The following is a 14,394-nucleotide window of genomic DNA, read 5'->3' as shown; positions in this document are numbered from 1 at the left end:
GGATGAAGCAGGAGTCTTCATCGCGGGCGACGCTGATCGGCGACGTCGTCGGCTCCCGGCGCGCTACCGACCGCGCGAAGCTGCATCGGAACCTGGCGAAAGCCCTGCGGCACATCGCCGACGACGCCAGCACCCCGCCCGCGTTCACCGTCGGTGACGAGTTTCAGGGCAGTTACCCGACCGTCGGCGCTGCGATCGACGCCGCCCTGTCGCTGCGGTTGGCCGTCGGCCCCGACATCGACGTCCGGTTCGGGATCGGCTGGGGCTCGGTCACCGTCCTCGACGCCGCCGCGGGAATCCAGGACGGGCCCGGCTGGTGGACCGCCCGCGAGGCCATCCAGCACACGGCGCAGGCCCAGCGGCAGCCCGGCTTGACGCTGGTACGGACCACGTTTCGGGCCGAGGCCGGCGCCCGCGACGACGTCGCCGCCGTCAACGCCGCCCTGATCTGTCGGGACCATCTGCTTGGATCGCTCGATGAACGGTCATTGCGGATTGTGAGGGGTTTGATGACGGGCCGGACCAAAAAGGAGCTCGCCGCCGCCGAGGGCATCAGCCCGTCGGCGGTGTCCCAGCGCGCGAGCCGCGACGGCCTGGACCTGATCGTGCTTGCCAGTCAATACCTTCGGAGCCTGCCGTGAGCGCGGTCGCGGTGTTTCTCATCGCCCTCGGGGTCGCAGACCTGTGTCGGCGCGCGGTCCGCGCGCCATGGCCGCCGATGCTTCTCGGGCCCATCGCGGTGCTGGCGTGCGCGGTGTCGGGCGCCCTGTGGCATGCCGGCGACATCCCGCTGCTCGTGGTGGCCGCCGTGGCGGTGGTGGCGTGGGAATGGCTTTGCGCGCGAAGCGAACTCAGCGGTAAAAACCAGGTCGCTCCGCTTGCGGTGTTCGGTGGGGCCCTGGCGGTGCTCGCCGCGTTATCCGGCTGGTCCTCGCCGGGCGGCGGCGTCGTCGCGCGGTGGTCGGCCTGGGTTCACCTGCCGCTCAGCCATGTGACGCCCACGCGGTTGCTGATGCTCGTCGGCGTGATGCTGGTCCAGTTCGCCACCGCAAATCAGTTGGTGCGCCTGGTGCTTGGCTCTGTCGGCGCGGTGCGCCCACCCGGTGAGCCGCAGCCGTCGGATCGGCTCAAGGGCGGCAGGCTGCTGGGACCGCTGGAACGCCTGCTGATCCTGAGCCTGGGGGTCGGCGGCCAGGTGGCGGCGGCCAGCGCCGTCGTCGCCGCCAAGGGCATCATCCGGTTCCCGGAGTTGAGCGCCCAAACCAACCGCAACAACGGCGTCGGCATCGACGAGGTGACCGAGTACTTTCTGGTCGGCAGCTTCACGAGTTGGCTTCTCGCCCTGGGCGGCATCGGTCTGGTGGTTGCAACCCGCTAAGAGCTTGGCCGAGTGTGAAATTCACGACGCGACACGCCGGTGGATTCACGCTCGGCGAAGGAAGGGAGGGCGCTTACAACCGCTCGATGATCGTGATGTTGGCCGTGCCGCCGCCTTCGCACATCGTCTGCAGCCCGTAGCGGCCGCCGATGCGCTCCAGCTCGTTGAGCATGGTGGTGAACAGCTTGGCGCCGGTGGCACCCAGCGGATGACCGAGCGCGATGGCACCACCGTTGGGGTTGACCTTCTCCGGGTCGGCCTTGATCTCCTTGAGCCAGGCCAACACCACCGGCGCGAACGCCTCGTTGATCTCGACGGTGTCGATGTCGTCGATGGACAACCCGGTCTTGTCCAGCGCGTAGCGGGTCGCCGGGATGGGTCCGGTCAGCATGAAGACCGGGTCGGCGGCGCGGGCGCTGATGTGGTGGATGCGGGCCCGCGGCGTCAGGTTGTGCTCCTTGACCGCCTTTTCCGACGCCAGCAGCACGGCGCTGGCGCCGTCGGAAATCTGACTGGCCATGGCCGCCGTCAACCGGCCGCCCTCGACCAGCGTCTTGAGTCCGGCCATCTTCTCCAGCGACGATTCACGCGGCCCCTCGTCAACCCGGAACGGCCCGGATTCCGTTTCCACGGTGATGATTTCGTTGTCGAAGTGGCCGCCGCGGATGGCCGCGAAGGCGCGCTCGTGGCTGGTCAGCGCGTAGCGCTCCATCTCCTCGCGGGACAGGTTCCACTTCTCGGCGATCATCTCCGAGCCGCGGAACTGCGAGATCTCCTGGTCGCCGTAGCGGTGCAGCCACTGCTTGGATTCGTTTGTCGGTGAAGTGAATCCGAACTGCTCGCCCACGGTCATGGCCGACGAGATCGGGATCTGGCTCATGTTCTGCACGCCGCCCGCGACGATCAGGTCGGCCGTGCCGGACATAACCGCCTGCGCGCCAAAGGAAATCGCCTGCTGGCTGGACCCGCACTGCCGGTCGACGGTGACGCCGGGAACCTCTTCGGGATAACCGGCGGCCAGCCACGAGAGGCGGGCGATGTTGCCGGCCTGCGCGCCGATGGCATCGACGCAGCCCGCGATCACGTCGTCGACGGCGGCGGGATCGACGTCGACCCGGTCGAGCAACCCGCGCCAGCCCAGGGCGCCCAGATCCACCGGATGAACCCCGGCCAGCGATCCGCCGCGCTTGCCGACCGCGGTACGTACAGCGTCGATGACGTACGCCTCAGGCATCTTTCAGACTCCTTCTTTGGTGATCCCGCCAAGCACGATGGCGAGATATTGCTGGCCCACCTCTTGCGCGGTGAGCGGTCCGCCGGGTTGATACCAGCGCACCGACACCCAGGTGGTGTCACGGATGAAGCGGTAGATCAGGTCGACGTCGAGGTCGGGCCGAAAGTAGCCCTGTTCGACGCCCTGATTGAGCAACTCGAGCCACATCTTGCGCTGTTGACGGTTCATGTCCTCGATGTAGGAGAACCGGGGCTGGGACAACAACCGCTGGGCTTCGTCCTGGTAGATGACGACCTGCGCGTGCCGGTGCTCGATCGCCTCGAACGACGCCATGAACAGGCCCTTGAGCCGCTCCAGCGGGTTGGCCTCGCTGTCAACGATCTCGCGGTAGCGCGCGAACAGCCAGTCCAGGAAACTACGCAACAGCTCGTCGACCATTTCCTCCTTGGAGGAGAAGTGGTGATACAGGCTGCCGGACAGGATGCCGGCGCTGTCGGCGATGTCCCGGACGGTGGTGGCGCGCAATCCACGCTCGGCGAACATGGTCGCGGCAAGCTCCAATAGCTCGTCTCGCCGGCTGTTCGCCTGACCGGGCACTCGGTCCACCCGATCAGAGTATCAACCAAGCGCTTGCTTGGCCACCGACGGGTGGTTTCCCGTCCGCGCCAGTCGTCAGCGGCGTCAGCGCAGCGAGACCACCGGCGGGTTCTGTGACTCGTCGGCGGTGCCGGACACGAACGCGTTGACGACGCTCGTCTTGGTGCCGCCGGAGCGGGTCTGGGCCGTCAGCGGGAAGTTGACCGACCCGGAGAAGGACGCCTCGAGCCGGAAGGGGTCGAACAGATTGATCTTCAGGCCACTGATGTCCGGCTTGCCCCAGACGGCGGTCCCGTCCACCAGGTCGTAGTCGAAGGCGTGCTGGGGACAGTCGACCGGTCGCAGTTGGGTCGAGTTCGCGCAATTGGCCAGCGCCGCCGAGATCGCGGAGCTGGTCGCGGCCAACCCCTTGTCGCTGAGTTTGAATTCCAGGTCGTTGAAATACGCACCCGATGTCGTCAGATTGTCAAGCAGGAAAGGCTTTTTCGGGTTGACGGCCAGATTCGGGTTGCTGCTCGAGACGTCCAGCCAACCGGGAAAGACATAGACGGGTGCGGTACCGACGGGCTTGCCGAAGAACGTCGCGGTTTTGACGGCGGCCTGCTCGATGCCCGCGTTCAGCGTGTCCACCTTGATCGCGGCGTGGTCGAGCTTCCAGTCGCTGCCGGCCTTCTTGATCGACATGGTCACGTCGGAGGTGTTGTCGCCGAATTTCGCCGACACATGCACCTGCCCGAAACCGAAACCGCGAGCGGAATTGTCGTCGAGGATCTTGATGTCGGTGATCGGCCACCGCGCGATCTGCCGCTTGAGGATGTCGTCTGTCAGGAACTCCTTCGACGCCGGCTGGTCGGTGCTGTAGGAGAGCGCGGCTTGCGCGTCCCCGCGGGCCAGCGCCTCGAGGTAACCCTTGGCGGCATCACCGGCGCTGCCGGATCCGCCGCCGCTGCTGACGGCGATCACGGTGATGACCACCACGACGAGCACCACCGCGGCCACGCTCAGGCCGATGATCCACGGCTTGCGATTGCGCTGACCGGGGCCGCCGTGCGGCCCGTGGAACTGGGCGACGGTGACCGGCGGCGACGATGGCCACGCCCCGTAGGCCGGTTGCCCGTACGGGGTTGGCTGACCCCCTTGACCCCACTGCTGCGGCCAACCCGCGTCGGATTGCCACGGGGCGCCGGGAGGTTGGCCGGGTGTGCTTGCGGGAGGCGGGTTCTCACCCCACGGTCGGTGACCCGGTCCGTCGCTCACTGCACCCTCCCACCTGCGTCAACCGCGTTGGTCGACAATTGTAAACACGTCGCGGGCCGGCGCTAGTCAGCGATGCCGCAGCTCACGGGTGCTGGCTGGAAACCGAGATGACCTCGCCGGTCAGGTAGCTGGAGTAGTCGCTGGCGAGGAAGGCGATGGTGGCCGCCACCTCCCACGGCTCGGCGGCCCGGCCGAAGGCCTCACCGGCCGACAGCCGGTCGAGCAGATCGGCCGACGACGTCTTCTCCAGGAACTTATGCCGCGCGATACTCGGCGACACCGCATTGATCCGCACGTCGTACTCCGCGGCTTCGATTGCGCTGCAACGGGTCAGCGCCATCACGCCCGCTTTGGCGGCGGCGTAGTGCGCCTGCGAGTGCTGGGCGCGCCAGCCCAGGACGCTGGCGTTGTTGACGATCACCCCGCCGTGCGGCGCCTCGCGGAAGTAGCGCAACGCCGCGCGGGTGGCGCGGAACACCGACGTGAGGGTGACGTCCAGGACGCGGTCCCATTCCTCGTCGGTCATGTCGACCACCGGGGTCTGTCCGCCCAGTCCGGCGTTGTTGACCAGGACGTCGACGCGGCCCATCCGCGCGGTGGCCGACGCGAACAGCGCATCGATCTGCGCGGTCGACGTCACGTCGCACAGCACGCTTTCGACCCGGCCCTGCCCCAGCGCGGCGAGCTCGTCGGCGGTCTCCCCCAGCCGGCGTTCGTGGTGGTCGGAGATCAGCACGTCGGCACCCTCGGCCAGCGCCCGCCGCGCGGTCGCCGCGCCGATCCCGGTGCCGGCGGCGGCGGTCACCACCAGCACCTTGCCTTGCAGAAGTCCGTGTCCGGCAATCTCTTTGGGGGCTTCGGACAGACTCATCCCTTAACCTCTCGGGGTAGGCCGAGCACCCGCTCGGCGATGATGTTGCGCTGGATCTCGTTGGACCCGCCGTAGATGGTGTCGGCGCGGGTGAACAGGAACAGCCGCTGCCATTCGTCGAACTCGCCGTCGGTCAGGGTCAGCCCCGGCTTACCGACGACGTCCATGGCCAGCTCACCGAGGTCGCGATGCCAGTTGGCCCACAACAGCTTTGACACATTGTCCTGGCCGGGCTGCTCGACGTCCATGGTGGCCAGCGCGTAACTGCGCATGGCCCGCAGCCCAGTCCACGCCCGCGTCAGCCGCTCGCGAATGAACGGGTCGTCCGCGGCGCCGGTACGCTGAGCGAGCTCGGCCAGGTTGGAAAGCTCACGGGCATAACGGATTTGCTGTCCGAGCGTCGACACGCCGCGCTCGAAGGTCAGCGTGCCCATGGCGACCCGCCAGCCGTCCCCGGGCTCGCCGACCACCAGGGAAGCCTCGGTGCGGGCGTCGTCGAAGAACACCTCGTTGAATTCCGAGTCGCCGGTCAGCTGGACGATCGGCCGGACCTGCACGCCCGGCTGATCGAGCGGCACCAGCAGATACGACAACCCGGCGTGGCGCTTGGAGCCCTTCTCGGTGCGCGCCACCACGAAGCACCACTGCGCCCAGTGCGCCAGCGACGTCCACACCTTCTGGCCGTTGATCACCCACTCGTCGCCGTCGAGTTCGGCGGTGGTCGCCACGTTGGCCAGGTCGCTGCCGGCCCCGGGCTCCGAATATCCCTGGCACCACAGCTCGGTGACATCGAGGATCTTCGGCAGGAAGCGCTGCTGCTGCTCGGGCGTCCCGAACGCGATCAGCGTCGGGCCGAGCAGCTCCTCGCCGAAGTGGTTGACCTTGTCCGGGGCGTCGGCCTTCGCGTACTCCTCGTAGAAGGCCACCCGGTGCGCGGTGGACAGCCCACGGCCGCCGTGCTCGACCGGCCAGCCCAGGCAGGTCAGCCCGGCCTTGGCCAGGTGCTGATTCCATGCGCGGCGCTCCTCGAACGCCTCGTGCTCGCGGCCGGGGCCGCCGAGACCCTTGAGCGCTGCGAATTCGCCGACCAGATTGTCGGCGAGCCAAGAGCGGACCTCCGCCCGGAACTCCTCGACGTCCTGCATGCCCTGTAGGCTAACCTACCAAGCACTTGCTTTGTAGCTCGGTGACGATGCGCGCCGCGGGGCGGCGTGAGGAGAAACCGGGCAATCACATCGGGCCAGCGCCGCTACAGGAGCATTCCATGACCAACGATCCGCGCACGGTGCCCGCGGCGCTGGATCGTTTCGCGAGCCAGCTCCCCGAGCACGACGCGCTGATCACCGACGAGCGGTCCTTCACCGCCGCCGGCCTGCGCGCCGAAGTCCACCGCGCGGCCGCCGCGCTCATCGATCTGGGAGTGCGGGCGGGTGACCGGGTGGCCATCTGGTCGCCGAACACCTGGCACTGGGTGGTGGCCTGCCTGGCCATCCACCACGCCGGGGCCGCGATGGTGCCGCTGAACACCCGCTACACCGCCGCCGAGGCCACCGACATCCTGGCCCGCACCGAGGCGCCGGTGCTGTTCGGGATGGGCCAATTCCTCGGCCATAACCGCCTCGCCGACCTGGACCGCGCCGCACTGCCCGCGCTGCGCAATGTCGTGCGGATACCGATCGAGGCGGACGACGGCACCTGGGACGACTTCGTCGCGCAGGGCACCGACCTCGACGCGGTCGTCGCTCGCGCGTCGGCCGTCGCCCCCGGCGACGTCAGCGACATCCTTTTCACGTCCGGTACCACCGGCCGCAGCAAAGGCGTGCTGTGCGCGCACCGGCAGTCGCTGTCGGCCTCGGCGGCCTGGGCGGCCAACGGCAAGATCACCAGCGACGACCGCTACCTGTGCATCAACCCCTTCTTCCACAACTTCGGCTACAAGGCCGGCATCCTGGCCTGCCTGCAGACCGGTGCCACGCTGATCCCCCACCTGACCTTCGACCCGCTGCGCGCGCTGCAGGCCATCGAGCGACACCGCATCACCGTGCTGCCCGGGCCGCCCACCATCTACCAGACCCTGCTCGACCACCCGGCGCGCGACGACTACGACCTGAGCTCATTGCGGTTCGCGGTGACCGGGGCGGCCACAGTGCCGGTGGTGCTGGTGGAGCGCATGCAATCCGAACTCGACATCGACATCGTGCTGACCGCCTACGGGCTGACCGAGGCCAACGGCATGGGCACCATGTGCCGCGCCGACGACGACGCGGTCACCGTGGCGACCACCTGCGGGCGCCCGTTCGCCGACTTCGAATTGCGCATCGACGCCGATTCACCCGGGGAATCGGGAGAGGTGTTGCTGCGCGGGCCGAACGTGATGCTGGGCTACCTCGACGACCCCGAGGCCACCGCGGCGGCCATCGACGCCGACGGGTGGCTGCACACCGGTGACATCGGCGCCGTCGACCCCGCGGGCAACCTGCGCATCACCGATCGACTCAAAGACATGTACATCTGCGGTGGATTCAACGTCTACCCCGCCGAGGTCGAGCAGGTGCTGGCCCGGATGGACGGCGTGGCCGACGCCGCGGTGATCGGAGTCCCCGACGAGCGGCTCGGCGAGGTGGGCCGGGCGTACCTGGTGACCCGGCCCGGCGCAGAACTCGACGAGCAATCCGTGATCGCTTACACCCGTGAACATTTGGCGAACTTCAAGGCACCACGGTCGGTGCGGTTCGTCGACGCGTTGCCGCGCAATGCCGGCGGCAAGGTGGTCAAACCACAACTGCGAGAGCTGGACTGATGGATCTGGATCTGGACGAAGACACCCTGGCCTTCCAGGCCGAGGTCCGGGAATTCTTGTCGGCCAACGCCGATTCGATCCCGACCAAGTCATACGACAACGCCGATGGCTTTGCCCAACACCGGAAATGGGACCGCGTGCTGTTCGACGCCGGCCTCTCGGTGATCACCTGGCCGAAGAAGTACGGCGGCCGCGACGCGCCGCTGCTGCACTGGGTGGTGTTCGAGGAGGAATACTTCCGGGCCGGTGCACCGGGCCGGGCCAGCGCCAACGGCACCTCGATGCTGGCGCCGACGCTGTTCGCGCACGGCACCGAAGAACAGCGCGACCGGATCCTGCCGAAAATGGCCAGCGGAGAGGAGATCTGGGCGCAGGCGTGGTCGGAGCCCGAGTCCGGCAGCGACCTGGCCTCGCTGCGGTCCACCGCCACCCAGACCGACGGCGGCTGGCTGCTCAACGGGCAGAAGATCTGGAGTTCGCGAGCCCCGTTCGCCGAGCGGGGTTTCGGGCTCTTCCGTTCCGACCCGGGGGCCGAGCGACACAACGGGCTGACGTACTTCATGTTCGACCTCAAGGCCAAGGGCGTCACGGTGCGGCCCATCGTCCAGCTGGGCGGTGACACCGGCTTCGGTGAGATCTTCCTCGACGACGTCTTCGTGCCCGACGAGGACGTGATCGGCACCCCGCACGACGGCTGGCGGGCGGCCATGAGCACATCGAGCAACGAGCGCGGCATGTCCCTGCGCAGCCCGGCCCGCTTCCTGGCCACCGCCGAGCGGCTGGTGCGGCTCTGGCAGGACAGCGGCTCACCCGACGCGTTCGCCGACCGCGTGGCCGACGGCTGGATCAAGGCGCAGGCCTACCGGCTGCAAACGTTCGGCACGGTGACCCGGCTGGGCCTCGGCGGCGAGCTGGGCGCCGAGTCGTCGGTGACCAAAGTGTTCTGGTCCGACCTCGACGTCGAATTGCACCAGACCGCGCTCGATCTGCTGGCCGCCGACGGGGAACTGACCAGCCGGTGGACCGAAGGTCTGCTGTTCGCGCTGGGCGGCCCGATCTACGCCGGGACCAACGAGATTCAGCGCAACATCATCTCCGAGCGGTTGCTGGGCCTGCCGCGCGAAAAGTCCGGGGGCAAGAAGTGAAATTTGCGCTAGACGAACAGCAGCGCGACTTCGCGGCCAGCATCGACGCCGCGCTCGGCGCGGCGGATCTGCCCGCCGCAGTGCGCGCGTGGTCGGCGGGCGACACCGCACCCGGCCGCAAGGTGTGGGCGCAGTTGGCCAACCTGGGTGTCACCGCGTTGGCCGTGCCGGAGGAATTCGACGGTATCGGGGCCGACCCGGTCGACCTCGTCGTCGCCATCGAGCGCCTGGGACGCTGGTGCGTGCCGGGCCCGGTGGCCGAATCCATCGCCGTGGCACCGGTTTTGCTCGCCTCGGGCGATCAAGCCGGGCGGTGCGCCGAATTGGCGTCCGGTGAGCTGATCGCCACCGTCGCGCTGCCCCCGCAGACGCCGCGTGCCGTGGACGCCGACGCGGCCGGCCTGGTGCTGCTGGCCGGCGAGGACGGCGTCACCGAGGCGACACCGGGTGAGGTCCACGAGTCCGTCGACCCCAGCCGGCGGCTGTATGACGTGACCGCGACCGGGTCGTCGTGGCAGGCGGATATCAAGCGCGCCTACGAGTTCGGCGCGCTGGCCACGGCGGCCCAGCTGATCGGTGCGGCCGAGGCGCTGCGCGACGGGGCGGTCGACTACGCCAAGCAGCGCAGCCAGTTCGGCCGGGTGATCGGCTCGTACCAGGCGATCAAGCACAAGCTCGCCGACGTGCACATCGCCATCGAGCTGGCCCGTCCGCTGGTGTACGGCGCGGCGCTCACGCTGGACCCGCGCGATGTCAGCGCGGCCAAGGCGGCGGCGTCCGAGGCGGGCCTGGTGGCGGCGCGGTCGGCGCTGCAAACCCACGGCGCCATCGGCTTCACGCAGGAGCACGACCTGTCGCTCCTGCTGCTGCGCGTGCAGGCCCTGCGGTCCGCGTGGGGCACGCCGGAGCAGCATCGGCGGCGAGTGCTGGAGGCGCTATGACAGCGATGAACGAAGAACGGCGCATGCTGGCCGAGACCGTCGCCGCCCTGGTCGCCAAGCACGCGGGCCCGGCCGCCGTGCGCGCGGCCATGGAATCAGACAAGGGCTACGACGAGTCGCTGTGGCAGCTGCTGTGCGAGCAGGTCGGCGCCGCGGCCCTGGTCATTCCCGAGGAACTCGGCGGCGCCGGTGGCGAATTGGCCGATGCCGCAACGGTTTTACAGGAGCTGGGCCGCGCCCTGGTGCCTTCCCCGCTGCTCGGCACCACCCTGGCGGAGCTGGCGCTGCTGAGCGCGGACGAGCCGGACGCCACGACGTTGGAAGGCCTCGCCGAGGGCGCCGCGATCGGCGCGCTGGTCCTCGACGCAGACTATGTGGTCAACGGCGACATCGCCGACGTCGTCGTCGGGGTCGAGGACGGCCGGCTGAGCAGGTGGACCCGATTCGGCGCCGAGCCGCTGACCACCATGGACCCGACCCGGCGCCTGGCGCGGCTCAAGGCCGAGCAGACCGAGCCGATCGGCACCGACCCGGGCCTGGCGGATGCGGCGGCCATCCTGCTGGCCGCCGAGCAGATCGGCGCCGCCGAACGCTGTTTGGAGCTGACCGTCGAATACGCCAAGGACCGAGTGCAATTCGGCCGTCCGATCGGCAGCTTCCAGGCGCTCAAGCATCGGATGGCGGATCTGTATGTCACCGTCGCCGCCGCCAGGGCCGTGGTCGCCGACGCCTGCGAGGCCCCCAGCCCCACCAACGCCGCCGCCGCCCGCCTGGCCGCCACCGAGGCGTTGAACATCGTGGCCGCCGAGGGCATCCAGCTGCACGGCGGCATCGCGATCACCTGGGAACACGACATGCACCTGTACTTCAAGCGCGCCCACGGCAGCGCGCATCTGCTGGATTCGCCGCAACAACTGCTTAAGCGGCTGGAATCCGAGGTACTCCAGACGCCGTGACCGACCGTGTCTCGCTGCGCGCCGGCATCCCACCGTTCTATGTGATGGATGTGTGGCTGGCCGCCGCGGAACGCCAGCGCAGCCACGGCGACTTGGTCAACCTGTCGGCGGGCCAGCCCAGCGTGGGCGCACCCGAGCCGGTGCGGGCCGCCGCGGCGGCGGCGGTGCATTCCAACGAGCTGGGTTACTCCGTGTCGTTGGGCACCCCCGAACTGCGTGCCGCGATCGCCGCGGACTACCGGCGCCAGCACGGCCTGGACGTCGAACCGGACGCGGTCGTGATCACCACCGGCTCCTCGGGCGGTTTCCTGCTCACGTTCCTGGCCTGCTTCGACGTCGGCGACCGGGTGGCGCTGGCCAGCCCCGGCTACCCGTGCTACCGAAACATCTTGTCCGCCTTGGGCTGCGAGGTGGTCGAGATCCCCTGCGGACCGCAGACCCGTTTCCAGCCGACCGCGCAGATGCTCGCCGAACTCGACCCGCCGGTGCAGGGCGTCATCGTGGCCAGCCCCGCCAATCCGACCGGAACCGTCATCGAGCCGGCGGAGCTGGCCGCCATCGCTTCCTGGTGTGACGCGTCTGGAGCGCGACTGATCAGCGATGAGGTGTACCACGGCCTGGTCTACGAGGGCGCACCGCAGACCAGTTGCGCGTGGCAGACATCGCGAAACGCCGTGGTGGTCAACAGCTTTTCGAAGTATTACGCCATGACGGGCTGGCGGCTGGGCTGGCTGCTGGTGCCGCCGGAGCTGCGCCGCGCGGTGGATTGCCTGACCGGAAACTTCACCATCTGCCCGCCCGTGCTGTCGCAACTCGCCGCGGTGGCCGCCTTCACCCCGGAGGCGACGGCCGAAGCCGACGGTCACCTGCACCACTACGCGACCAACCGCAAACTGGTGCTCGACGGGCTGCGCAGCATCGGCGTCAAGCGGTTGGCCCCCACCGATGGTGCCTTCTACGTGCACGCCGACGTCTCGGAGTTCACCGACGACTCGATGGAATTCTGTTCGAAGCTGTTGGCGCAGACCGGCGTTGCGATCGCGCCGGGCATCGACTTCGACACCGCGCGTGGGAATTCGTTCGTGCGGCTGTCCTTCGCGGGGCCGACCAACGACATCGAGGAAGCGGTCCGGCGCCTCGGGCCCTGGCTCGCGGCGCGCTAGCCCAAGCGCGCGAGGAGGCTAGGCGTCGAGCACCTGCGCGATGCGCGCCTCGACCGCGCCCCGCTCGCCGATGCCCGCCACGTCGATGCCGAACCGCTCACCGAGCACGTCGATGACCGCCGCCGCGTCATCGAGGCGGATCTTCTCGCTGCCGTCGGCGCGGTGGATCGTCAGATTCCGGCCGGCCAGGTTGTAGCGGGCGTCGTCGGTGGTCAGCGCGACCATCAGGCCCGTCACGAATGTCGACTGCGGGTGCGTCGAGACGTACCAACTGCCCACCCGCAGGTCGATCTGGGGCACGGTCTGGGTGCCGAAGACGTACAACGGTTGCCACGCGTCTCGGACCAGGGCTTGCAGGACCAGACCGTCGCCGCGGTCGTTCAGCCGGTACGGCTCGTGCGTGGTCTGCTGGGCGTTGCCGGTCTGCAAGCGGATGGGAGAGGTCAGCGTCTGGCCACCGAAGCCGACGTCGACCAGGAACGAACCCTGCGAACCCGGGAACGTCACCGCCAGCGTCGTGTGCGTCTGGGCACCCAGCGGGGTGTCGGCGGGCTGCATCCACACCACCCGGCCCGCCAACCGCCGCACCCGGAAACCTATTTCCACCAGCGCGTAGCCCAGCAGGCCGTTCTGCTCGTAGCAGTAGCCGCCGCGGCGCCGGCGGACCAGCTTGTCGGTGACGGCTTGCGGGCTCAGGTCGTCGACCGGCACGCCCATCAGGGGATCGAGGTTCTCGAACGGGATCGAGCCGACGTGTGCGGTCATGAGCGCCTGCAGCACCTCGAGGTTCGGCTCGGCCGGGCCGTCGTAGTGGATGCGGTCGAAGTACCCGGTGAGGTCCAGCGTCATGACACCATTCTCCGGCCCTGCGGTCGCGCGACGGCAGCGGGTGTGGCCTTGGGGTTGTTTCATTCCTGTCGAATACGGCAACCCGCCAACGGGGCCTTAGCGCTTCGGTATATCGACAACGGAGTCCATCATGCACACCAGCAACACCGTCTGGATCATCATCGCCGCAGTTGTGGCGGTCCTCGTGATCGTCGGCCTCGCCATCGCCGCCCGCAGAGCTACCCGGCGCCGCCGCGAGCGGGAGGCCGAGGGGATTCGCGAACAAGCCAAGTTGGAGACCGCCAAGGTCGAGCGCCGCGAGGCGCTGGCCGCCGAGACGGCCGCGAAAGCCCGTGCCGCGCAGGCCGAAGCCGAGGCCAAGGCGGCCGAAGCCGCCCGGCTGCACGATCGGGCGTCCACGCATCAAGCAGAAGCCGCGTCCTCGCGTGAACAGCTGGGCGAGCAGTTCAAGCGTGCCGACAGCCTCGACCCGAAGGTCAAGGCCGAGAAGGACGCCGCCGCCGGCGAGGACACCGCCGGACGCGAGGACACCGCCGGACGCGACCCCGCGTGGAGCCAGGAGCAGCCGATCGCGGACAACTCCCCCACGGTCGACATGTCGGCCGACCGCCGCGACAAGTAGGGCGCCGCTACAGCCAGGTGTCCTGGGTGGTGGTGGTCAGGAACGCTTCCAGGTCGTCGCGCCACTGCGCCGGTGTCGTCTTGTCCGGTTCGATGCCGGTGTATTCACCGCGATAGAACAGCAGCGGCCTCGGCTTGATCTTGGGAGCCTCCGAAAGCGACTGCACCGCGCCGAATACCACGAAGTGATCGCCCCCGTCGTGCGCGGAGGCCACCGTGCAGTCGATGTAGGCCAGTGAACCGTCGATGATCGGCGACCCGAGTTCGGAAGGGTGCCAGTCGATCCCGGCGAACTTGTCGGGCTCCTTGGAGCCGAAGCGGGCCGAGACGTGCTTTTGCTGCTCGGTCAGCATGTTGACGCAGAACCGGCCGCTGGCCTCGATGGCCTTCCACGACCGCGACACCTTGGTGGGACAGAACAACACCAGCGGCGGATCCAGCGACAGCGCCGCGAACGACTGGCAGGCGAAGCCGACCGGGGCGTCGTCGTGCACCGTGGTGATGATGGTGATCCCGGTGCAGAACTGGCCCAGCACGCTGCGGAACGTGCGCGGGTCGATCGGCGCGGCAGTCATGGCGTGA

At 68.8% G+C, this 14,394-nt stretch carries 15 protein-coding genes; 8 read left to right on the top strand and 7 right to left on the bottom strand.

Going from position 1 to position 14,394, the window contains the following annotated elements:
• The first annotated feature begins 2 nt into the window (after positions 1-2).
• Both AC5Y5B_RS20255 and AC5Y5B_RS20250 read left to right on the top strand, forming a co-directional pair.
• Entirely contained in the window at positions 3-641 is a 639-nt protein-coding gene (locus tag AC5Y5B_RS20255; RefSeq protein WP_500006221.1) for a SatD family protein, read from the top strand.
• Positions 638-1,378 (top strand): hypothetical protein, encoded by a 741-nt coding sequence (locus AC5Y5B_RS20250; RefSeq protein ID WP_112632163.1) that lies wholly within the window; start codon positions 638-640, stop codon positions 1,376-1,378. The genes AC5Y5B_RS20255 and AC5Y5B_RS20250 overlap by 4 nt, the downstream gene beginning before the upstream one ends.
• Before the next feature lie 73 nt (positions 1,379-1,451).
• Here AC5Y5B_RS20250 and fadA6 read toward each other — a convergent pair whose 3' ends face one another.
• From fadA6 to ipdE1, 5 genes are all read right to left on the bottom strand, one after another.
• Positions 1,452-2,612 carry a steroid 3-ketoacyl-CoA thiolase FadA6 gene (gene fadA6 / locus AC5Y5B_RS20245; protein WP_500006201.1) on the bottom strand — a complete coding sequence of 387 codons (1,161 nt, stop codon included), beginning with the start codon at positions 2,610-2,612 and terminating at the stop codon, positions 1,452-1,454.
• A gap of 3 nt (positions 2,613-2,615) precedes the next feature.
• The gene (kstR2, locus tag AC5Y5B_RS20240; protein ID WP_112632161.1) at positions 2,616-3,218 is read right to left on the bottom strand and encodes a TetR family transcriptional regulator KstR2; all 603 of its coding nucleotides are present in this window, start codon (positions 3,216-3,218) and stop codon (positions 2,616-2,618) included.
• A 75-nt stretch (positions 3,219-3,293) separates the two neighbouring features.
• On the bottom strand, positions 3,294-4,466 hold the full coding sequence (locus AC5Y5B_RS20235) for a DUF4878 domain-containing protein (protein WP_112632160.1): 1,173 nt from the start codon (positions 4,464-4,466) through the stop codon (positions 3,294-3,296).
• An 82-nt stretch (positions 4,467-4,548) separates the two neighbouring features.
• Positions 4,549-5,337 (bottom strand): (5R,7aS)-5-hydroxy-7a-methyl-1-oxo-2,3,5,6,7,7a-hexahydro-1H-indene-carboxyl-CoA reductase, encoded by a 789-nt coding sequence (ipdF, locus tag AC5Y5B_RS20230; protein WP_500006200.1) that lies wholly within the window; start codon positions 5,335-5,337, stop codon positions 4,549-4,551.
• On the bottom strand, positions 5,334-6,482 hold the full coding sequence (gene ipdE1, locus AC5Y5B_RS20225) for an acyl-CoA dehydrogenase IpdE1 (protein WP_112632158.1): 1,149 nt from the start codon (positions 6,480-6,482) through the stop codon (positions 5,334-5,336). Before ipdE1 ends, ipdF begins: the two co-directional genes overlap by 4 nt.
• A 119-nt stretch (positions 6,483-6,601) precedes the next feature.
• Between ipdE1 and fadD3 the strand changes: the two genes are divergently transcribed.
• Genes fadD3 through AC5Y5B_RS20200 form a run of 5 tightly spaced genes read left to right on the top strand, consistent with a single transcriptional unit; the run spans position 6,602 to position 12,342 of the window.
• Entirely contained in the window at positions 6,602-8,137 is a 1,536-nt protein-coding gene (gene fadD3 / locus AC5Y5B_RS20220; protein ID WP_500006199.1) for a 3-((3aS,4S,7aS)-7a-methyl-1,5-dioxo-octahydro-1H-inden-4-yl)propanoate--CoA ligase FadD3, read from the top strand.
• Entirely contained in the window at positions 8,137-9,282 is a 1,146-nt protein-coding gene (locus AC5Y5B_RS20215) for an acyl-CoA dehydrogenase family protein (RefSeq protein ID WP_500006198.1), read from the top strand. The genes fadD3 and AC5Y5B_RS20215 overlap by 1 nt, the downstream gene beginning before the upstream one ends.
• Entirely contained in the window at positions 9,279-10,223 is a 945-nt protein-coding gene (locus AC5Y5B_RS20210) for an acyl-CoA dehydrogenase family protein (RefSeq protein WP_500006197.1), read from the top strand. Before AC5Y5B_RS20215 ends, AC5Y5B_RS20210 begins: the two co-directional genes overlap by 4 nt.
• Positions 10,224-10,228: 5 nt before the next feature.
• Entirely contained in the window at positions 10,229-11,179 is a 951-nt protein-coding gene (gene ipdE2, locus AC5Y5B_RS20205; protein ID WP_500006220.1) for an acyl-CoA dehydrogenase IpdE2, read from the top strand.
• Positions 11,176-12,342: a pyridoxal phosphate-dependent aminotransferase gene (locus tag AC5Y5B_RS20200; RefSeq protein WP_500006196.1), complete on the top strand. Its 1,167-nt coding sequence runs from the start codon at positions 11,176-11,178 to the stop codon at positions 12,340-12,342. Before ipdE2 ends, AC5Y5B_RS20200 begins: the two co-directional genes overlap by 4 nt.
• Before the next feature lie 18 nt (positions 12,343-12,360).
• On the opposite strand, the gene AC5Y5B_RS20195 is transcribed toward AC5Y5B_RS20200, so the two are convergent.
• On the bottom strand, positions 12,361-13,191 hold the full coding sequence (locus tag AC5Y5B_RS20195) for an arylamine N-acetyltransferase family protein (RefSeq protein ID WP_112632153.1): 831 nt from the start codon (positions 13,189-13,191) through the stop codon (positions 12,361-12,363).
• A 130-nt stretch (positions 13,192-13,321) separates the two neighbouring features.
• On the opposite strand from AC5Y5B_RS20195, the gene AC5Y5B_RS20190 reads away from it, so the two are divergent.
• The gene (locus AC5Y5B_RS20190; RefSeq protein ID WP_112632152.1) at positions 13,322-13,813 is read left to right on the top strand and encodes a hypothetical protein; all 492 of its coding nucleotides are present in this window, start codon (positions 13,322-13,324) and stop codon (positions 13,811-13,813) included.
• Positions 13,814-13,820: 7 nt separating this feature from the next.
• On the opposite strand, the gene hsaB is transcribed toward AC5Y5B_RS20190, so the two are convergent.
• The gene (gene hsaB / locus AC5Y5B_RS20185; RefSeq protein WP_044487525.1) at positions 13,821-14,387 is read right to left on the bottom strand and encodes a 3-hydroxy-9,10-secoandrosta-1,3,5(10)-triene-9,17-dione monooxygenase reductase subunit; all 567 of its coding nucleotides are present in this window, start codon (positions 14,385-14,387) and stop codon (positions 13,821-13,823) included.
• Between the last annotated feature and the right edge of the window lie 7 nt (positions 14,388-14,394).

The sequence above is a fragment of the Mycobacterium sp. NGS33 genome (assembly GCF_059812885.1).
Note: the sequence above shows the minus strand (reverse complement) of the source record. Positions and strands in the feature narration are given on the sequence as shown.